This window comes from Streptomyces sp. NPDC002232, from assembly GCF_042890295.1.
Lineage (GTDB): Bacteria > Actinomycetota > Actinomycetes > Streptomycetales > Streptomycetaceae > Streptomyces.
Genome location: NZ_JBIARV010000003.1, coordinates 324,896 through 344,646 on the forward strand (window position 1 = coordinate 324,896; position 19,751 = coordinate 344,646).

Below are 19,751 nucleotides of genomic sequence, written 5' to 3' on the forward strand. Positions count from 1 at the left end.
AACGGAGCACTGCTCCGATTAATATCCGGAGCAGTGCTCCGGATCCTATCCGGCCGGGGTGCGTCATGCGACGTCCGGGGGAGAGGCATGGAGACAGCGACGATGCGGGCCGTACGGGTGCACGCCTTCGGTGATCCGGAGGAGCTGGTGTACGAGGAGGTGCCGAAGCCGGTTCCCGGGCCGGGTGACGTGCTGGTGCGCGTCCACGCGGCGGGCGTCAACCCGCCCGACTGGTACGCGCGCAGGGGCTTCGCGAACATCCCGGAGGCGATGCGTCCGGTGTGGCCGCTGCCGTTCGTCCCGGGCTCCGACGTCTCCGGCGTGATCGTGGGTGTGGGCGAAGGCGTCACCGAGTGGCGGGCCGGCGACGAGGTGTTCGGGCTGGTGAACTTTCCGGGCCGGGCCTCGGCGTACGCCGAGTTCGTCACCGCGCCCGCCGGTCACCTCGCCCGCAAGCCGGCCGCGCTCAGCCACGTGGAGGCCGCGGCCGTGCCGATGGCGGGCCTCACCGCCCATCAGTTCCTCGTCGAGCACCTGCGGCTCGGGCGGGGCGGCACGGTCCTGGTGAACGGCGCCGGCGGCGGAGTGGGCCACTTCTGCGTGCAGTTGGCCAGGATCGCGGGTGCCGCGCAGGTGATCGCCGTGGCCTCCGGGCGCCACGAGGCGTTCCTGAAGGACCTGGGCGCGGACCGGTTCGTCGACTACACGCGGGTCGCGGTCGAGGACGCCGTACGGGACGTGGACGTCCTGATCGACGCCGTCGGTGGCCCGGACGGCCACCGCTTCCTGCCGGTCGTGCGGCGCGGCGGCTCCATCGCCGCGGTCTTCCCGGGGGAGTACCACCGCGAGCGCGCGGCGGAGCTCGGCATCGCGGTGGCCGGATGGCAGGTCCGCTCCAGCGGGGAGCACCTGGCCGTGCTGGCGGGCCTGATCGATGCCGGACGGCTGCGGGTCGGCATCGACGGCGTCTTCCCGCTGAGCGAGGCGAGTCGGGCCCATGTCCGCGCCGAGGAGGGCCACTTGCAGGGGAAGATCGTCCTCCGGGTGGTCGACTAGGACCTGCGGGACCAGGCATCCGTTCCCCTAGGGCGGGCGGGATCGGGCACCCATTCCTCTACGGCGGGCGGGATCGGGCACCCGTTCCCCCTCCGCCAGGCGTCGCCCGATCTTCAGTCCTGGCCGGACTCGGGTGTCAGCTCCTCGGCCGCCCACGCGGCGAAGGTGGTGAGCGGGATGCCCAGTTCGCGGGCGAATTCCGGCCGGGCGGGCTGGAGGACCGCGTTGTTCCACTCGTGGCCCGCCCCCCACGCCGGCATGCCCGCGGCCAGGGCCTCCGCCACGTCCATGGAGGGCGCGGTCACGGGCACGCCCCAGGCCGTGGACAGGATGCCCGCGATCTGTTCCATCGTGCGCAGGTCCCCGGCCAGTTCCAGTTCCACCCGGTGGAAGCGGTCGGGATCCCGGAGGGCGTGCGCGGCGGCCGCGCCGATGTCCCGCACCGCCACGAGGGCCAGCTCGGTATCCGGTTTCAGTACGGTCAGCAGCCCGCCGCGGGGCCCCCTGGGCGCCAGCAGGGGGAGGTTCTCCATGAAGAAGGCGGGCTTGATCACCGTCCAGTGCGCGAAACCGGCGCCCCGCACCGCGTCCATGATCGCCTGCTTGGTGTCGAAGTAGTCCGCCAGGGCGGCCCAGCGCCCTTCGGCCCAGCCGGGGGCTCGGGTGTGCGCACCGACCCCGCTCGTCGAGGACTGCACGAACTGCCGGACTCCCGCCGCCTTCGCCGCCTCCATCAGGTGCGTGGCCTGCGCGAGTTCGCCCGCGAAGTCCACTCCGGCGTCGGACATCGGCGGCATCTGTACGGAGAACACGGCGCGGATCCCCTCCACCGCCGGGTCCAGGGAGGCCCGGTCGGAGAGGTCCGCTCGTACCAGCTCGGCGCCCAGCGCCTCGATCGCCCGGGCCGGTGGCGACGACGGATCGCGTACGAGCGCACGCACGGGGACGTCGGCGGCCAGGAGGGCGCGGGCCGTGGCCCCGCCCTGCTGGCCGGTGGCTCCGGTGACCAGGACGGTATCGCTGTCGACGGGCATCGTCGCTGCTCCTCGCGGGGGAGAACGGAAACGGCGGGGCCCGCCGTTTAGGCCTCCGCTACGATATGGCGGGCCCCGCCGTTTGGCAACGGGGAGATCGACGAGGAGATCATGGCGACGCAGCGCTCGGACGCCCGACGCAACTACCAGCGCATCCTGGCCGTCGCCGAGGCCGAGGTCGCCGCGCACGGTGCCGAGGCCTCCCAGGAGCAGATCGCCCGTACCGCGGGCGTGGGATCGGCGACCGTCCGCCGTCACTTCCCCACCCGCCGGGCCCTTCTCGAAGCCGTCTTCCAGGAGCGGATCGAGGGCCTGTGCGCGCACGCCGAGCGCCTGGGCACGGCGGAGGACGGCCGCACCGCTCTGCTGGAGTGGCTCCGCGCCCTCGTGTCCTACGCCGTGTCGGCCCGCGGATTCGCCGACACCCTCAGCTACGAGCCCCCGGTCGAGGAACCCTCTCCGGACTCCTGCGGCACGCGCATCGAGGCCGCCGGAAGCCCTCTGCTCCAGCGGGCCGTACGGGAGGGGGCGGTCGCCCCGCACGTCACCTTCCACGACCTGCTGACCCTCGCGGTCGGCATCGCCCTGGCCACCGAGCACCACAAGGACCCCGAGGCCCAGGCCGGCCGCCTCTTCCACCTCGCCGTGGAGGGACTCAGCCCGTCGAAACGGTCCTGACCGGCCGTTCCGCGCGTGGGTGTCCGGCCCACGCCGTCCGCGCGCGTGCGACGCGCGCCCTCAGCCCGCCCGCATCGGTCCGGGCGCATCACTCCGCCCGCCTCACTCCGCCCGCATCGCGGCGAGGAGTCTGGTGCGCAGGAGCTGGGCGGCCGGGGAGTGCGGGCCCCGGCGGGTGATGATCCCCAGCCGGGCGGGCGTGGCGGCGTCGGTGAGCGAGACCGTCCGCAGGCCGGAGCCGTGCGCGGCGGAGGCGCTGAGGACGGCGACGCCCGCGCCGCGCTCGGCGAGGCGCAGCAGGGCGGCCGGGGAACTGGCGTCGATGTCCACGCGCGGGTCGAGGCCGATCCCGCGGCAGGAGTCCTCGTAGGCGGCGCGGATGCCGGTGCCCCGGGAGAGGCAGAGGATCCTCTCGTCCCGCAGGTCGGCCAGGCGCAGGTCGGGGCGGTCGAGGGGGTGCCCGGCGGGGACGGTCGCGGTGATCGGCTCGTCGACGACGACGCCGGCCTCCAGGCCGGAGGCGACCTCGTCCGCGTAGCCGATCAGGGCGAGGTCGAGGGAGCCGGCGAGGACCTGGACCTGGAGCCGGTCGGAGTAGCCCTCGTGGAGGCTGATCTCGATGCCCGGGTGGCTGCGGCCCAGGTCGGCGACGGTGTCGAGGAAGGCCGGGATCGTGCAGCCCATGATCATGCCGAGGCGGACCCGGCCGCGGACCGCCTCGGCGAACTCGGCGGCCGTGTGCGTGATGGCCTCCAGTGTGGCGAGCGCGCTCTTGGCGAGGGGGAGGACCGCCTGACCGGCCGGCGTGAGGCGGATCCGGCGGCCGGAGCGGTCGATCAGCCGCTGCCCCAGTTCCCGTTCGAGCTTGGCCACCTGGGTGCTGACGCCGGACTGGCTGACCAGCAGGCGACGGGCGGCGGCGGTGAAGGAGCCCTCGTCCGCGACCGAGGCGAAGTAGCGCAGCTGGTGCATCTCCATGTCCAGTGATGATAGGTCCCATCCGATCCATCTGTTGGACGGATGGACGGAACGGTTGAACGATGGAGGTATGACAACGAGGACTGCGCGAGAGCTTGCCGAGACCTACTTCGCCGCCTGGGAGGCGGGCGACCTCGACACCCTGCGGGGGGTACTGGCCGAGGACGTCGACTTCGTCGGAGCGCTGGGCACGGCATCGGGGGTGGACGAGGCGCTCGCCGGGCTGGCGGGGCTCGGCCGCGTCCTGGAGAAGATCGACGTGAAGGTGCGGGTGGCGGAGGGCGAGGACGTCATCACCTGGTTCGACCTGTGCACCAGCGTCGCACCCCCCACCCCGACCGTGAACTGGATGCGGGTGCAGGACGGGAAGGTGGTCCGGATCCGGGTCACCTTCGACCCGCGGGCCCTCCTGGCCGGGTTCGAGGCGCGGAAATGAACGGGCGCCGCACCCGGAACCGGAGGTCACCATGCCGGTCGAGAACGCGTCCAGAGTCGCTCGACCGGGTGGCCCGGATGGCCTGAAGGTGTTGTGCCGGGGCCGTCCGGCGAGGATGCTCGAAGCGCGCCGCCAGGTCGGCGCAGAGCATGGTTTTCGGTCAACTTGCCTGTCTGTTAAGCGATATGGGTTTGCCTCGGGGGAGGTACTCAAACTGTAGTATGCGGTGGCGTTGTTGCCACCCTGGACGGAGTGAGTGCATGGACGGGCAGGACGAGGCGCAGGACAGTCCGACGAGCTGGGTCGCCACGCACGTGCGGCGGTATCTGGCGAGTGACGGGGCCAAGGGGCACATCTGGTACGGGAAACCGACGCTGGTGCTGACCCACCGGGGGCGCACCTCGGGAGCGCTGCGACGCACCGGACTCATCTACGGGGAGGACGAGGGGAACTTCGTCGTCGTCGGGTCCAACGGGGGGTCCGACCTGCACCCGCAGTGGTACCTGAACCTGCTCGCCGACCCGCGGGCCCGGATCCAGGTGGCGGCCGACGTGCACGAGGTCGTCGCCCGGGAGGCCGAGGGGGCGGAGCGGGACCGGCTCTGGGACGCGATGGCCGCGATCTTCCCGCAGTACAAGAGCTACCGGAAGAAGACAGAACGGCGCATTCCCGTCGTGGTGCTGGAGCCGCGACAGGGCTGAGCCGTGGGGGTGGCGCGACGCGCGGGCTGGGGAGCTCCCGTCGTGCCGTGGAGCGGGCCGACGCGGTGGAGGCCCTGTTCTCGGGGGGCCACCGCGTCGGTTCCCCCTGTTCGATGTCCGTACGTCGTAAGGGGTGTGTTGTGGGGAGAATCAGCCGCCGGGGGTTGCTGACCGCGGCAGCGGCGGGGGCCGCGACCGTGACCGCGACGAGGGGGGCGCAGGCGGACGCCGGGAGGCCGCCGAAGACCACGCCGTGCGTGCCCGAGGCGCGCGTCACGACCGTCGGGGCGGGCGACGCCCGGTACCACGAGCTGGTCGCCAGGGGGTTCAACGGCCGGTTCACCGCCTCGCCGGAGAAGGTGCACGTGGTGCACTCGGCCGCACAGATCGTCCAGGTGCTGACCACCGCGGTACGGGCCGGCAAGCAGGTCGCCGTCCGCAGCGGCGGGCACTGCTTCGAGAACTTCGCCGACCACGGTGACGTCAAGGTGCTCATCGACACCTCGCCGATGCGCTCGGTCTCCTACGACCGCGAGCGCCGGGCCTTCGCCGTCGAGCCGGCCGCCACGCTCGCCGAGGTGTACCGCACCCTGCTCTACGACTACGGGGTCACCCTGCCCGGCGGGGTGTGCCCGCAGGTCGGGGCCGGCGGGCACGTCGCCGGCGGCGGGTACGGTCCGCTGACCCGCCGCGACGGCACCGTCGTCGACCACCTGTACGGCGTCGAGGTCGTCGTCGTGGACGCCTCGGGCCAAGCCCGCGTCGTCACCGCGACCCGCGAACCCGACGACCCCCACCGCGAGCTGTGGTGGGCCCACACCGGGGGCGGCGGCGGCAACTTCGGCATCGTCACCCGCTATCTGTTCCGCTCGCCGGGGGCCCAGGGCGACGACCCCGAGACGCTCCTCCCGAAGCCGCCGGCCCGGCTCCGCACGACGTTCGTCACCTGGTCCTGGGCCGACCTCGACCTGGCCCGCTTCACCCGGCTCGTGCGGAACTACAGCCGTTGGTTCGAGGCGCACCACGCCGATCCGCGCTACGGCAGCCTCTACAGCACCCTGCACCTCAACACCCATGCCATCGGCTCGGTGTCGATGGAGGTCCGCTTCGACGGCGGCCGGGCCGACGCGGCCGACCTGATCGACCGGTTCGTCGCGGCGGTCAACGAGGGCACCGGGCTGACGCCCGCGGTCGAGCACCAGGACGACCTGTGGCTCCAGGCGACCCTGGGCGTCCGCGTCGACACCGGCGGGTACGACCGGCACAAGTCGAAGAGCGCCTACCTGCGCCGCACCTGGACCGCCGAACGGATCGCCACCGTGCACCGCCATCTGACCGACCCGGCCTTCGAGGGGTGGGGCGCGGTCGACCTCTACTCGTACGGCGGCCGGGCGAACGCCCTGCCCGCGAGCGCGACCGCGGTGCCGCAGCGCGACTCGATCCTCAAGGCGTGGTTCTCCGTCACCTGGATGGACCCGGCCACCGACGCCCTGCACCTGCGGTGGATCCGCGAGCTGTACCGGGACGTCTTCGCCGACACGGGCGGTGTCCCCGTCCCCAACGCCGAACACGACGGCTGCTACATCAACTACCCGGACACCGACACCGCCGACCCGGCCTGGAACACCTCCGGGGTGCCCTGGACGACCCTGTACTACAAAGACAGCTACCCCCGGCTCCAGCGGGTCAAGGCCGCCTGGGACCCGCGGAACGTCTTCCGCCACCCGCTCTCCGTCCGGCTGCCCTGACCCCGGACGCCCGCACGCGCACCACACGAAGGGAATCGAGTTCGTGGAGTCACGCCGAACCGTCGCCACCCACCTCACCCTGGGCGGCGACCTGAGCGTCCGCCGCCTGGGCTTCGGCGCCCTGCGGCTGACCGGCCCCCACCACTGGGGACCGCCGGCCAGACCGGAGAAGGCCATCGAGGTCGCGCGGGAGGCGGTCGCGCTCGGCGTGACCTTCATCGACACCGCCGACGTCTACGGACTCGGCGCCAACGAGGAGCTGCTCGCCGCCGCCCTCCACCCGTACGCCCCCGGCCTCGTCGTCTCCACCAAGGCGGGCGAGGTGCGTCCCGGTCCGCACCAGTGGCGGGTCCTCGGCCACCCCGACTACCTGCGCCAGCAGGCCGAACTGAGCCTGCGCCGGCTGCGGCTGGAGCGCGTCGAGCTGTTCCAGCTGCACCGGGTCGACCCGAAGGTGCCGCTGGAGGACCAGGTCGGCGCGCTCAAGCAGCTCCAGGACGAGGGCAAGGTCCGGCACATCGGGCTCTCCGAGGTGACCGTCGCACAGATCGAACAGGCCCGCGCCGTCGCCCCGATCGCCAGCGTCCAGAACAAGTACGGTCTCGACGACCGCCGTTACGAGCCCGAGCTGGCCCACTGCGAGCGGGAGGGCATCGCCTTCATCGCCTGGAAGCCGCTCGCCGGCGCCGCCCGCCCGGCCGCGGGCGGCGCCCTGGCCCGGATCGCCGCGGAGACCGGCGCGAAACCGGCGCAGCTGGTCCTCGCCTGGCTGCTGCACCGCTCGCCGGTGATCATGCCGATCCCCGGCACGTCGTCGGTCGGTCACCTGCGGGCCAACATGGCCGCGGAGCGCATCGCGCTCGACGAGAAGCAGCTGGCGCTGCTCGACGAGGGGTGACCTCGGTGCGGGGAGGGCCCGGTGGCCCCGGCCACCCGGGCCCTCCCCGCACGTCCGGGCTCAGGCCCGCATCTCCTCGGCCACGGCCATCACATAGGAGCCGTATCCGGAACGGGAGAGCCTGACGCCCAGCCGGTGGCAGGCCTCCGCGTCGATGAAGCCCATCCGCAGCGCGATCTCCTCCAGGCAGGCGATGCGCACGCCCTGCCGGTCCTCCATCGTCTGCACGTACTGTCCGGCCTGGAGCAGCGACTCCGGCGTGCCGGCGTCGAGCCAGGCGAATCCCCGTCCGAAGGGCACGAGTTCGGCGCGCCCGGCGTTCAGGTAGACCCGGTTGACGTCGGTGATCTCCAGTTCGCCGCGCGGCGAGGGACGGATCTGCCGGGCGATCTCCACGACGTCGTTGCTGTACAGGTAGAGGCCGGTGATGGCCAGGTTGGAGCGGGGCTTCTCCGGTTTCTCGGCCAGCGAGACCAGCCGCCCGTTCTCGTCGACCTCGCCCACGCCGTACCGCTCCGGGTCGGTCACCGGGTAGCCGAACAGGACGCAGCCGTCGAGGCTCCGCCGGTGGGTCGCGAGCAGGTCGTAGAAGCCGTTCCCGTGGAAGATGTTGTCGCCGAGGACGAGGGCGACGTCGTCGTCCCCGATGTGGTCGGAGCCGATGAGGAACGCCTGCGCCAGCCCCTCGGGGACCGGCTGTTCCGCATAGGACAGGGACAACCCCAGCTGGCTTCCGTCGCCGAGCAGCCGCTGGAGCTGAGGAATGTCGTCGGGCAGCGCGATGATCAGGATGTCGCGGATGTCGGCGAGCATGAGTGCGGAGAGCGGATAGTAGATCAGAGGTTTGTCATTCACCGGCAGTAATTGTTTCGAAACGGCGAGAGTGATGGGATGCAGACGGCTTCCATAGCCGCCCGCAAGGACAATTCCTTTCACGACTCCTCCTGTTCCGGGATCTTTCGACGACCCTAGGCGGCCGAGTTCCGACAAACAATGAAGGACGGAGGAGAGTCGACCGCCGTACGAGGTCGGGGGCGATTCGGAGGCTTCTGTCCGGCGTCCTCGATCGGTTCTCGAGCATGCCGCATCCGCTCCTGCATAGGGTGCTATGCGTGACCGCGGCTCATTCCGAAATCGATCGTGAGGGAAGGTAGGACGATGGCGAAGGAACTGACCGTCGAGCGGCTCTTCGGCATCCTGCGCGAGTGCGCGGGGGAGGAGGAGGGCGTGGCAGGGGCGGAGGACGCCGTCGACGTGGAGTTCACGGAGCTGGGGTACGACTCCCTGGCCCTCCTGGAGACCACCGCCCGCGTCTCCCAGGAGTACCGGGTGGACATCCCCGAGGACGAGCTCGCGGACGTGCGCACCCCGGCCGCCTTCCTGGCGACCGTCAACCGGCTGCTCGCCGTGGCCTGACGGCCGGGTGGCCCCACCGTGGCCGGCCGTCCCCGACCCTCGGCCGGTCTTGACGTGAGGTGCGACATCGCGGAACCGTTCCGGAGGCCCACCCCCGTGGGCTCCCGGGGAACGTTCGCGGGGTGACGTCACGTTAAAGGAATGGTAAGCACTGTCCCAAGCTGACCTCATGGGGGAATACCGTCGTGAAGCTAGGTGTCTTAGGGCCGCTGTCCGTACAGGTGGGTGAGGACTCGCACACGCCGAGCGCGCCCAAGATGAGAAGTGTTCTGGCGACGCTCCTCGTGCACGCCGACCAGGTCGTGCCGGTGTCGTCGCTGATCCGGGAGCTCTGGGACGAGGATCCGCCCGTCAGCTGCCTCACCACGCTGCAGACGTACATCCTCAACCTCCGCAAGCTGCTCGCCACCGCTGCCGGACTGACCACCCGGCAGGTGGCCTCCGAGATCCTCGTGACCCGCTCCGGCGGGTACCTCTTCCGCTCCGGCCGTGACGACCTGGACGTGCACCGCTTCCACGAGCTCGTCGCGGACGGACGCCGGGCCCTGTCCTCCGGCGACGACGTCACCGCCCTCGCCACCCTCACCAGCGCCCTCCAGGTCTGGCGGGGCCCGGCGCTCGTCGACGTCACCGCCGGCCGCATCGTCGAAGGGCGCCGCCAGCAGTTCGAGGAGTCACGGCTCGTCGTCCTCGAGTACCTCGTCGACACACAGCTGAGGCTGGGCATGTACCGCGAGGTGCTCACCGAGCTGGCCGCGCTCACCGCGGACAACCCGTACCACGAAGGCCTCCACGCCCAGTACATGCGCGCCCTCTACCTCAACGGGCGGCGTGCCCAGGCCCTGGAGGTGTTCCAGCGCCTCCGGGTCAACCTCGTCAACCACCTCGGCCTGGAGCCCGGGCTCGCCGCACAGGAACTGCACCGCTCCATCCTCAACGCCGAACCGATCGACGCCCAGGGCGGCCTGCGCCGCCCCACCGGCGACATCGTCCGCATGTCCTCCGCGGGCGCCTCGCGTGTCTACTGAGATCCCCGGGAGCCCGGTCCGCACGCGGACCGGGCTCCCGGGGCTCGCGCACGAGGAGAGGATCAGCCCGCCACGGACGCCAGCACGAACCGCACCGGGGTCGGCAGGTGCAGCGGACCGTCCCCCCTCAGCCGGTCCAGCTCCGTGATCAGCCGCTTCCGCAACTGCGCGCTCTCGTAGGCCGGAAGGTGCTGCCACAGCAGCCGCATGCCCTGGGTGTGCGACCAGTCCACCCACGTCGTGCCGTCCGCGGCCACCAGCCGCACATGCTCGTCCACGACCTCGATCTCCTCGAAACCGGCCCGGATCATCGTCCGGGTCAGCTCGTCCCGGTCCCCGAGCCAGCTGTTGAACCGGCGCCTCAGGGCCTCCGGCTGCCACTCCGCCGGCAGGTTGCGCAGCAGCCGCTCCGGGATCAGCTCGGTGAAGACCGGCGGCAGGAACGGGAAGGTGTCGTCGGTGAAGACCGGACTGGTGAAGGCGATCCGGCCGCCCGGGCGCAGCAGCGCCGCGTACCGCCCCAGCGCCTTCGGCGCGTCCGGCAGGAAGATCACGCTGTAGCTGCCCGTCACCGCGTCGAACGAGGCCGGCGGGAGATCGGGGTGCTCCCCGTCCATGACCCGCACCTCGACGTGCCGGGTCCCCAGGGCCACCGCCCGCTCACGGGCCGCCTCCACCATCGCGGGCGCGATGTCGATGCCCAGTACGTGGCCCGAGGGGCCCACCCGGTCGGCCGCCTCGAACAGCACCGCGCCGCGGCCGCAGCCGACGTCGAGGATCCGCTCGCCCGGGCGCGGGGCGGTCCGCTCCACGAGCCGCCGTCCCATGGGAGTGAAGAATTCGACTCCCATCTGGTCGTAGGTGGCGGCGGCCTCGTTGAATGCCTCGGTCACCGTTGACTTGTACTTCGTCTCGTCCATGGTTCCTCTCCGGATGAGGTAGCCGACGCGACCACTTTCTCCGCTGTTTCTGGAACGGGGGTCGATCCGCACTCGTCGCCCGCTCGAATTCCGCTTTCCTTTCGGTCGACGGAGCCGGGATCGGATTGTTGCGGGCGCTCCGGGAAGTCAGGATGGGGCCACCGCCCCTTTTCCCGACGAGGAGGTCCCGCCGTGGCCGATCACATCGACATCGTGCGTCGCATGGTGAACGCGTACAACACCGGTGACGTCGACGACGTGGCTGAATTCATTCACCCCGACTACCTGAATCCGGGGGCCCTGGAGCACATGCCCACGGTCCGCGGCCCCGAGGCCTTCGGCCTCGCGGTCAAGTGGCTCAAGCTCACCTTCTCCGACGAGGCGCACCTGGAGGAGATCTCCTACGAGGAGAACGGCAGTTGGGTCCGCGCCAAGCTCGCCCTCTACGGCCGCCAGGTCGGCGAACTCGTCGGGATGCCGGCCACCGGCCGCCGCTTCTCCGGCGAGCAGATCCACCTCATCCGGATCGTCGACGACAAGATCCGCGACCACCGCGACTGGCCCGACTACCTCGGCACCTACCGCCAGCTCGGCGAGCCCTGGCCGACCGAGGAGGGCTGGCGGCACTGACCCCGCCCACCCTCCGCGCGCCCCGCGCATCCTCGGCACCCAGGGAAGGAACACGGTGAGCACCACACTCTCCACCGACCAGGACCCCACCGACCAGGACCTGGACATCCTGCTCAAGCAGCTCGGGAATCTGGTCACCCCCATGGCCGTCCGGGTCGCGGCCACCCTCCGGCTCGTCGACCACCTCCGCGACGGCGCCACCACCGTCGGCGAGCTGGCCGCCCGGACCGGCACCCACGCTCCCACCCTCGCCCGCCTGGTCCGCCACCTCATCGTCACCGGCGTCCTGGCGGGAGAGGGCTACGGCGAGGGTGACGGCGACGGCGACGGCGACGGCGAGGGTGACGGCGGCACGCTGCGCCCCACCCGTCTCGGGCTTCTGCTCGCCGACGACCATCCGGCCCAACAGCGCGCCTGGCTCGACCTGCGCGGAGCCATCGCCCGCGCCGATCTCGCCTTCGCCGGGCTCCTCGACGCGATCCGCACCGGCCGGCCCGCCTACCAGGACCGGTTCGGACGCCCCTTCTGGGAGGACCTCTCCGCCGAGCCGGAGCTGGCCGACTCCTTCGACGCCCTGATGTCCTGCGACGAGGACCTCGCCTACGAGGCCCCGGTCGCCGCCCTCGACTGGACCGGCACCCGGCACGTCCTCGACGTCGGCGGCGGTGACGGCGCCCTGCTCGCCGCCGCCGCCCGGACCGCGCCGAAGCTCCGCGGCACCCTCGTCGAACTGCCCGGACCCGCCGCGCGGGCCCGCCGCCGCTTCGCCGGGGCCGGACTCGACGACCGGCTCGCCGTCGTCGACGGCAGCTTCTTCGACCCGCTGCCCGGCGGCGCCGACACCGTCCTGCTCTCCTTCGTCCTCCTCAACTGGTCGGACGAGGACGTGCTCGCGGTGCTCCGGCGCTGTGTCGAAGCCCTGGAGCCGGGCGGCCGGGTCGTCGTCCTCGACCGCGCCGACCGCGCCGGCGACGGCTCCGACCGCTTCTTCTCGACCCTGCTCGACCTGCGGATGCTCGTCTTCATGGGCGGCCGCGTCAGGACCCGCGACGAGGTGGTCCGGCTCGCCGCAGACGCCGGGCTCGCCCTCACCGCCGAGGGCGGCAGCGGTTCGAGCACCCTGCCCTTCGACTTCTCGATCCTGGAGTTCGTCCGCGCCCCCGGGCCGGGCCCCTCAGCCAAGGAGGAGCACCACCATGCCTGAACGCCTCGTCCCGAGCGGCGACGTCGACCTGTGGAGCGACGACTTCGGGGACCCCGCCGACCCCGCGCTGCTCCTGGTCATGGGCGGCAACCTGTCCGCGTACGGCTGGCCCGACGAGTTCGCCCGGCGGCTCGCCGACGGCGGGCTCCACGTGATCCGCTACGACCACCGGGACACCGGCCGCTCCACCACCCGCGACTTCGCCGAACACCCCTACGGCTTCGACGAGATGGCCGCCGACGCGATCGCCGTGCTCGACGGCTGGGGGGTGGACCGCGCGCACGTCCTGGGGCTCTCGATGGGCGCCACGATCTGCCAGGTGATCGCCCTCGACCATCACGACCGGCTGCTCAGCCTCGCCCTGATGCTCGGCGGCGGCCTCGACATCGACTTCGACGACAACATCGAGCGCGTCATGCGCGGCGAGCCCACCGCCGACGGACTGCCCGGACCGCAGCCGCCGTTCCTGGAGGCCCTGGCGCTGATGTCCCAGCCCGCCGAGGGCCGGGCCGAGGAGATCGACAAGCGGGTCCGCAAGTGGCGCGTCCTCAACGGCGACGCCGTCGCCTTCGACGACGCCGAGTACGCCCTGTGGGAGGAGCGGGCCGTCGACCACGCCGGGGGCGCCCTCGCCGAGCCGTACGCGCACTACCAGCTCACCCTGCCGCCGCTCGCCCGCGCCGCCGAACTGGCCCGGGTCACCGTGCCCACCCTGGTCATCCAGGCCGAGCGGGATCCCATCGCCCCGCCGCCGCACGGCAAGCACCTCGCCGGCCTCATCCCCTCCGCCCGGCTCGTCGAGATCCCCGGGATGGGTCACGCCCTGCCGTCCTCCGTCCACGAGCCGCTGGCCGGAGCCCTCCTCGCGCACGCCCTCGGCCCCCGGTGACCGGGCGGGAGCCGGAGCCGACGGGAGCCGGACACACCATGTACGGACGAGACCTGGCCCAGGTCTACGACCTGGTCCACAAGGAACGCGGCAAGGACTACCGCATCGAGGCGGAGGCCGTGGCCGCCGCCGCCCGCCGGCACCGTCCCGACGCCTCCCGGCTCCTCGACGTCGCCTGCGGCACCGGCGGCCATCTGTGCCACTTCGCCGAACTCTTCGACCACGTCGAGGGACTGGAGCTGTCCGAGCCGATGGCGGCCGCCGCCCGGGCGGCGCTGCCCGGCACGCCCGTCCACCCGGGCGACATGCGCGACTTCCGGCTCGACGCCCGCTTCTCGGTGGTCACCTGCATGTTCGGCTCCATCGGATACATGGAGTCCACCACCGAACTGCGGCGCGCGCTCGTCATGTTCGCCCTGCACCTGGAGCCCGGCGGGGTGGCCGTCGTCGACCCCTGGTGGTTCGACGAGACGTTCCTCGACGGCCATGTCTCCGCCGACGTGGTCACCGTCGACGGCGTGACCGTCTCCCGCGTCTCGCACTCCGCCCGCCGGGGCCGCGTCTCGCACATGGACGTCCACGTCGTCGTCGCCGAACCGGGCGCCGGAGCACACCACTTCGTCGACCGCCACGACATCTCCCTGTTCAGCCGCGAGGAGTACGAGGACGCCTTCCGCGCCGCCGGGTTCCAGGTCGAGTACCTGCCGGGACAGCCCTCCGGGCGGGGCCTGTTCGTCGGCGTCCTGACATGACCGGGGACGCGGGCGCCGCCCGCACCCGAGCAGCGAACGACACGAGAGGAGCGACATGAACGACCACGAGGTCGACGTCCTGGTGGTGGGTGCGGGTCTCGGCGGCCTGTCCACCGCGATGTTCCTGGCCCGGCAGGGCCTCCGGGTTCTCGTGGTGGAGCGCAGGCCGGGGCTCTCGCCCTACCCGCGCGCCGCCGGCCAGAACCCGCGGACCATGGAACTGCTCCGGATCGGCGGCGTCGCCGACGAGGTCGTCCGGGCCGACGACATCCGCGGCGACCAGGGCGACTTCGTCATCCGGATCGGCCGCACGGTCCGCGGCGAACCCCTCCGCACCGTGTCCGAGAGCTTCGACGACATGGTCGCCGCCACCGCCCCCTGCACCCCGGCGGGCTGGGCCATGCTTTCCCAGGACAAACTGGAGCCGATCCTCCTCGCCCAGGCCGAACGCCACGGCGGCGCCGTCCGCTTCGGCACCCGGCTGGCCTCCTTCCGGCAGGACGAGGACGGCGTCACGGCCACCCTGGAGGGCCCCGACGGCGGATACGACCTGCGGGCCCGCCACCTCGTCGCGGCCGACGGCAACCGCAGCGCCGTCCGCGAGTCCCTGGGCATCGGACGGTACGGACACGGCACCCTCGCCCTGATGACCGGCGTCATCTTCGACGCGGACCTGACGGGCCTGCTGGAGGCGGGCTCCACCGGCTGGTACTACCTCCACCACCCCGAGTTCACCGGCACCTTCGGCCCCACCGACCGCCCCGACCGCTTCACCCTCTTCGTCGAGTACGACCCGGAGAAGGGGGAGAGCCCCGACGACTTCACCCCCGCGCGGTGCACCGAGCTCATCCGGCTCGCCCTGGAGGAACCCGGCCTGCAACCGGAGATCATCGACATCCAGGGCTGGGAGATGGCCGCCCGGATCGCCGAACGGTGGCGCGACGGGCGGGTCTTCCTCGTCGGCGACGCCGCCAAGGTCACCCCGCCGACCGGAGGCATGAGCGGCAACGCGGCCGTCGCCGACGGCTTCGACCTCGCCTGGAAGCTCGGCGCCGTCCTGAAGGGCCAGGCGGGACCCGGCCTCCTCGACACGTACGAACCGGAACGCCGCACCGCCGCCGAGCTCGTCGTCGCCGAGGCGCTGGCCATCTACGCCGAGCGGATGGCCCCGCACATGGCCGACGTGTGGGAACGCTCCGTGGGATACGCCGAGACGCTCCTCGGCTTCCGGTACCGCTCCACGGCCGTGCTCGCCCCGGACGACGACCCGGCCCGGGTGGAGAACCCGCTGGAGCCGACCGGCCGCCCCGGGTTCCGCGGCCCGCACGTCCCGGTCCTCCGGGACGGCGCACCCGTCTCCACCGTCGAACTCTTCGGCGACGGCTGGACCCTGATCGCCGGCGAGTCCGGGGACACGTGGGCCCCCGCGGCCGCCCGGCTCGCCACCGAACTGTCCGTCCCGGTCACGGTGCTCCGGATCGGTGCCGACCTCGCCGACCCGGACGACCGGGTGCCCGGGGCGTACGGCATCGGCAAGTCCGGCGCCAGCCTCGTCCGCCCCGACGGCATCGTGGCCTGGCGCGCCGACGAGGCGCCCACCGACACCGCCGCCGTCCTCGGCGACGTCCTGCGGCGGATCCTCGACCGGTGACGACGAAGCGGCGGCCCGGGGCGGATTCCACCGCCCCGGGCCGCCGCGGGGACGGGACCGGCGCGCCGTCACACCCGCCGGTCCGCCGGCCTCAGCGCGCGCCGGGCCCCCCGACCAGCAGCCGGGACGCGGACGCCGGCACGCCGACCGTCCGCGCGACCTGGCGCACCCGCTCCACGAGCAGCGCCTGCCGCAGCGTCGCCGTCTCCTCGCCGGCCGGCCGGGCCTCGCCCAGCGCCGCCCGCACGAACGCGTCCATGGCGTTGAAGACCTGGTTGTCCTCCGGCAGCGCCCGCTCCGTCACCACGTCCTGCTGCTCGATCCGCACCACCGGCCGCAGCTGCTCCGGCGGCGTGAACGCCCGCCGCACACTGACCCGCCCCCGGTCCCCCCAGAGGGCGTACATCGACCGGTAGGCGTGCTCGAAGCCGAAGTCCAGCTGCGCCGTCACCCCGCGCTCGTCGCAGAGCAGCACGCTCCCGGCCACGTCCACCCCGGTCGCCCCGTCGACCCGCAGGAACGCGCCGAGCACCTCCAGCTCCCCGGTCAGGTGCAGCTGGGCCGCCCGCAGCGGATACACCCCCACGTCCAGCAGCGCCCCGCCGCCCAGCTCCGGCCGGTAGCGGAAGGACTCCGGTGCCAGCGGCGGCACCGCGAACGTCCCCGAGAACTGGCGCAGTCCGCCCACCGCGTCGTCCCGCATCGCCCGCACCGCGGCATGCTGCGAGTGGTGCAGGAACATGAAGTTCTCGGCGAGCACCAGCCCGAGCCGGGACGCCGTCGTCAGCAGCTCCAGCGTCTTCTCGTACGAGTCCGACATCGGCTTCTCGACCAGCACGTGCTTCCCCGCCCGCAGCGCCCGCATCGCCCATGCGTGGTGCATGCCGGGCGGCAGCGGGATGTAGACGGCGTCCAGGTCCTCCCGCTCCAGCAGCGCCTCGTACCCCCCGACACCCTCGCAGCCGAAGACGGCCCCGACCTGCGCGGCCCTGGCCTCGTCCCGGCTGGCCACCGCCACGAGGTCGACCCGGTCGTGCGCGGCGAGAACGGGCATGATCCGGCGGATCGCGATGTTCGCGGTCCCGATCACGCCCATTCTGAGCGCCCGTTGCTGACGGTGCTCTGGCATAGCGATCCTCATCACCTCGCGGGAGTCCCTTGGCGCCCCCACCGTATTTCCGGACGATCCAACGCCGCTTGAGGACCACTGGACCCCGGAACCACCCCGGAACGGGCCCGTGACGACCCAGGTCCGCCTTCGAGCGTTCTTCTAATCCGGGCCCGTACGTTGCCGGGTAATCGGATGACGGAGGTGGCTCGGTGACAGTGGCGACCAGTGCGCTGGGGCGCGACCTACAGCTCGTACACGCGGCCCAGTGGCTCTACTCGGTGAACGGCGAACCGTTCGTCCCCGGCGACGGAGACCCGTACGCCGGCCTGGTGCGCGGCTTCGACGAGGACCCCGCACCCTTCCACGCGGCCCTCGCGGAGCGCGGACCGCTGTGGCGCAGCAGGCTCGGACACTGGGTCGCCGGCCCGGCGGCCCTGCCCGCCCTGCTCGGCCGCCCCGACCTCGTGGTCGCGGCGGCCGTCCCCCAGCCCGAACCGTGGCTGCCCGCACCGGACCGGCAGCGGACCACCGCGGCCCGCGACCTCGCCCACCGGGGCGGTCGGGGCGCCCTCCGCGCCGCCGCCGCACCGCTGCGGCGGCTGGTCACCGCGACGGCGGCCGGCATCGCGCCCGGCCCCGCCGACCTGATCGGCACCGTCGCGGCCCCGCTCGCCGCCGCCGGCTACGCCGCGCTCCTCGGCGTGGAGGACGACCGGCAGGCCGCGTTCGCCGCCGCCGTCACGGACACCGCGCCCTGCGTCGACGCCCTGCTCTGTCCGCAGACCCTCGCCGTCACCGGACGGGCCGCCGCCGGAGTCCGCACCCTGCGTGGCCTCCTCGCCCCGACGGACGACGCCGAGGCCCGACTCGTCCTCGCCGTCGCGGGCACGCGCGCCGCCACCGACCTCCTCGGCGAGACGCTGCTGGGCCTCCTCGACCGGCCCGGGGAGTGGACCCGGCTGCGCACCGACCCCGCGCACGCCGCCTCGGCCGTCCGCGCCGCCGTGCCCCCGCAGGGCCCCTGGCACCTCCACCCGCTGACCGCCCTCGCCCCCCTGGAGGCGGCCGGCGTCCGCATCGGGGCGGGCGACCACGTCACCCTCGTGCCCGGCCCCGGTCCGGCGGCGCCCGCCCCCTACGCGCGGCTGCTGCTCCCGGGCGCCCGAGCCGTCGCCGCGGAGGCGCTCCGGCTGCTCGCCGCACGCTTCCCGCACCTCCGGCCCGACGGCGCGCCCGTCCGCGCGCGCCGCGCCCCCGTCACCCGCCGCCTGGTCCGGCTGCCCGCGCTGCTCGGCGAGGAGGAGACCCGATGAAGGTCCTGTTCACGTCCCTGGCCCACCACACCCACTACTACCCCCTGGTGCCGCTCGCCTGGGCCCTGCGCACCGCGGGCCACGAGGTCCGGGTCGCCAGCCAGCCCGAACTGACCGACGTCATCACCGGTACGGGACTCACCGCCGTCCCGGTCGAGTGGTCCCTGGGCGCGGTCGAGGACATGGGCCTCCTCGGCGCCCTCCACGACGAGGCGTCCGCGCACGTCCAGGGCTTCGACTTCGCCGCCCGCGGCGACCGCCCCTGGACCTGGGAGCAGCTCCTCGCCCTGGAGAACGTCATGGTGCCGACCCTGTACGGCGCCCTCAACAACGACGTCATGGTCGACTCGCTCGTCGCCTTCGCCCGCTCCTGGCAGCCCGACCTCGTCGTCTGGGAGACCTTCACCCTCGCCGGCGCCCTCGCCGCCCGCGCCACCGGCGCCGCCCACTGCCGGCTCGTCTCGGGCCCGGACATCAGCGTCCGCGCCCGGCAGGAGTTCCTGCGCCTCGCCGCCGAGCAGGAACCCGAGCACCGCGAGGACCCCACCGCCGAATGGCTGGAGCGGACCCTCGCCCGCATCGGCTCCCCGCACGGCTACACCGAGACCATGGTCACCGGCGAGTGGACCGTCAACACCACCCCGCCCAGCACCCAGCTCGACCTCGGGCTGCCGACCGTCCAGGTCCGGCACGTCGCCTACAACGGCCCCGCCGTCGTCCCCGACTGGCTGCGCACCGCCCCGGAGCGCCCCCGCGTGTGCGTGACGCTCGGCTCCTCCGCTGCCGACACCGGCGTCGACATGCTCAAACTCCTCGGCGGCCTCGCCGAGCTCGACGCCGAGATCGTCGCCACCGTCGACGCGGAGACCCTCGCGGCCGCCGACCTCCCGGACAACGTCCGGCTCGTCGACTTCGTCCCGCTCAACGACCTGATGCCCACCTGCGCCGCCGTCGTCCACCACGGCGGCGTCGGCACCAAGGCGACCGCGGAACTGCACGCCGTCCCGCAGCTCATCCTCGCCTTCGGCTGGGACACGGAGGTCATGGGCCGCGGACTGGAGGAGATCGGCGCGGGCATCTGCCTGCCCAGCGCCGAACTGCTCCCGGAAGCGGTCCGCACCCAGGTCGGCCGGCTCCTCACCGAGCCGTCGTACGCCGAGGGCGCCCGCCGGCTCCAGGAGGAGCTGCGCGCCGTGCCCAGCCCCAACGAGATCGTCCCGGTCATCGAGCGGCTGGTCGCCGAGCACCGCGCCGGCGCCGACGCCGGACCGCTGTCCCGCGACCCCCGTGTCGCCCACCACAGCTGAG

20 protein-coding genes are annotated in these 19,751 nt (G+C 72.9%); 15 read left to right on the top strand and 5 right to left on the bottom strand.

The window, feature by feature from the left end; all coding sequences use genetic code 11:
- Positions 1-87: 87 nt before the first annotated feature.
- Positions 88-1,056, top strand: a complete 969-nt coding sequence (locus ACFYXU_RS14120; RefSeq protein ID WP_389457777.1) for an NADP-dependent oxidoreductase — start codon at positions 88-90, stop codon at positions 1,054-1,056.
- A 113-nt stretch (positions 1,057-1,169) separates the two neighbouring features.
- Here ACFYXU_RS14120 and ACFYXU_RS14125 read toward each other — a convergent pair whose 3' ends face one another.
- Positions 1,170-2,090, bottom strand: a complete 921-nt coding sequence (locus ACFYXU_RS14125; RefSeq protein ID WP_389457779.1) for an NmrA/HSCARG family protein — start codon at positions 2,088-2,090, stop codon at positions 1,170-1,172.
- A 111-nt stretch (positions 2,091-2,201) separates the two neighbouring features.
- On the opposite strand from ACFYXU_RS14125, the gene ACFYXU_RS14130 reads away from it, so the two are divergent.
- Positions 2,202-2,768, top strand: coding sequence for a TetR/AcrR family transcriptional regulator (locus tag ACFYXU_RS14130; RefSeq protein WP_376515713.1), 567 nt, complete (start codon positions 2,202-2,204; stop codon positions 2,766-2,768).
- 102 nt (positions 2,769-2,870) lie between these two features.
- Here the strand turns inward: ACFYXU_RS14130 and ACFYXU_RS14135 are convergent, their stop codons facing one another.
- The gene (locus ACFYXU_RS14135; RefSeq protein ID WP_376515711.1) at positions 2,871-3,746 is read right to left on the bottom strand and encodes a LysR family transcriptional regulator; all 876 of its coding nucleotides are present in this window, start codon (positions 3,744-3,746) and stop codon (positions 2,871-2,873) included.
- A gap of 70 nt (positions 3,747-3,816) precedes the next feature.
- Here ACFYXU_RS14135 and ACFYXU_RS14140 point away from each other — a divergent pair, with 70 nt between their 5' ends.
- The 4 genes from ACFYXU_RS14140 to ACFYXU_RS14155 all read left to right on the top strand — a co-directional run bounded on the left by ACFYXU_RS14140 (position 3,817) and on the right by ACFYXU_RS14155 (position 7,529).
- A complete protein-coding gene (locus tag ACFYXU_RS14140; RefSeq protein ID WP_376515709.1) occupies positions 3,817-4,182 on the top strand; it encodes a nuclear transport factor 2 family protein in 366 nt (121 codons plus the stop codon).
- Between the two features lie 260 nt (positions 4,183-4,442).
- Complete coding sequence (locus ACFYXU_RS14145) at positions 4,443-4,883, top strand: nitroreductase family deazaflavin-dependent oxidoreductase (protein ID WP_389457782.1); 441 nt, start codon at positions 4,443-4,445, stop codon at positions 4,881-4,883.
- Positions 4,884-4,996: 113 nt separating this feature from the next.
- Positions 4,997-6,631, top strand: coding sequence for an FAD-binding oxidoreductase (locus ACFYXU_RS14150; protein WP_389457784.1), 1,635 nt, complete (start codon positions 4,997-4,999; stop codon positions 6,629-6,631).
- Between the two features lie 43 nt (positions 6,632-6,674).
- On the top strand, positions 6,675-7,529 hold the full coding sequence (locus ACFYXU_RS14155; RefSeq protein WP_389457786.1) for an aldo/keto reductase: 855 nt from the start codon (positions 6,675-6,677) through the stop codon (positions 7,527-7,529).
- A 60-nt stretch (positions 7,530-7,589) separates the two neighbouring features.
- Here ACFYXU_RS14155 and rfbA read toward each other — a convergent pair whose 3' ends face one another.
- A complete protein-coding gene (gene rfbA / locus ACFYXU_RS14160; protein WP_376517789.1) occupies positions 7,590-8,465 on the bottom strand; it encodes a glucose-1-phosphate thymidylyltransferase RfbA in 876 nt (291 codons plus the stop codon).
- 222 nt (positions 8,466-8,687) lie between these two features.
- Here rfbA and ACFYXU_RS14165 point away from each other — a divergent pair, with 222 nt between their 5' ends.
- Entirely contained in the window at positions 8,688-8,945 is a 258-nt protein-coding gene (locus ACFYXU_RS14165) for an acyl carrier protein (protein WP_329849272.1), read from the top strand.
- A 257-nt stretch (positions 8,946-9,202) separates the two neighbouring features.
- Complete coding sequence (locus ACFYXU_RS14170; protein WP_329849273.1) at positions 9,203-9,973, top strand: AfsR/SARP family transcriptional regulator; 771 nt, start codon at positions 9,203-9,205, stop codon at positions 9,971-9,973.
- Between the two features lie 62 nt (positions 9,974-10,035).
- Here the strand turns inward: ACFYXU_RS14170 and ACFYXU_RS14175 are convergent, their stop codons facing one another.
- Positions 10,036-10,893 (bottom strand): class I SAM-dependent methyltransferase, encoded by an 858-nt coding sequence (locus ACFYXU_RS14175; protein WP_376517626.1) that lies wholly within the window; start codon positions 10,891-10,893, stop codon positions 10,036-10,038.
- A gap of 192 nt (positions 10,894-11,085) precedes the next feature.
- Between ACFYXU_RS14175 and ACFYXU_RS14180 the strand changes: the two genes are divergently transcribed.
- From ACFYXU_RS14180 to rdmE, 5 genes are read left to right on the top strand one after another with little or no spacing between them, the layout of a single operon-like run.
- A complete protein-coding gene (locus tag ACFYXU_RS14180; RefSeq protein WP_389457788.1) occupies positions 11,086-11,523 on the top strand; it encodes a SnoaL/DnrD family polyketide biosynthesis methyl ester cyclase in 438 nt (145 codons plus the stop codon).
- A gap of 55 nt (positions 11,524-11,578) precedes the next feature.
- A complete protein-coding gene (locus tag ACFYXU_RS14185; protein WP_389457790.1) occupies positions 11,579-12,727 on the top strand; it encodes a methyltransferase in 1,149 nt (382 codons plus the stop codon).
- Entirely contained in the window at positions 12,720-13,616 is an 897-nt protein-coding gene (locus ACFYXU_RS14190) for an alpha/beta fold hydrolase (protein WP_389406496.1), read from the top strand. The genes ACFYXU_RS14185 and ACFYXU_RS14190 overlap by 8 nt, the downstream gene beginning before the upstream one ends.
- 38 nt (positions 13,617-13,654) lie before the next feature.
- A complete protein-coding gene (locus ACFYXU_RS14195; RefSeq protein WP_389457792.1) occupies positions 13,655-14,368 on the top strand; it encodes a class I SAM-dependent methyltransferase in 714 nt (237 codons plus the stop codon).
- Positions 14,369-14,423: 55 nt separating this feature from the next.
- Positions 14,424-16,019: an aklavinone 12-hydroxylase RdmE gene (gene rdmE / locus ACFYXU_RS14200; RefSeq protein ID WP_389457794.1), complete on the top strand. Its 1,596-nt coding sequence runs from the start codon at positions 14,424-14,426 to the stop codon at positions 16,017-16,019.
- A 91-nt stretch (positions 16,020-16,110) separates the two neighbouring features.
- On the opposite strand, the gene ACFYXU_RS14205 is transcribed toward rdmE, so the two are convergent.
- On the bottom strand, positions 16,111-17,115 hold the full coding sequence (locus ACFYXU_RS14205; protein ID WP_376516927.1) for a Gfo/Idh/MocA family protein: 1,005 nt from the start codon (positions 17,113-17,115) through the stop codon (positions 16,111-16,113).
- Positions 17,116-17,339: 224 nt separating this feature from the next.
- Here ACFYXU_RS14205 and ACFYXU_RS14210 point away from each other — a divergent pair, with 224 nt between their 5' ends.
- On the top strand, positions 17,340-18,443 hold the full coding sequence (locus tag ACFYXU_RS14210) for a hypothetical protein (RefSeq protein WP_376516925.1): 1,104 nt from the start codon (positions 17,340-17,342) through the stop codon (positions 18,441-18,443).
- Entirely contained in the window at positions 18,440-19,750 is a 1,311-nt protein-coding gene (locus ACFYXU_RS14215) for an activator-dependent family glycosyltransferase (protein WP_389457797.1), read from the top strand. The genes ACFYXU_RS14210 and ACFYXU_RS14215 overlap by 4 nt, the downstream gene beginning before the upstream one ends.
- The last annotated feature ends 1 nt before the right edge of the window (position 19,751 follow it).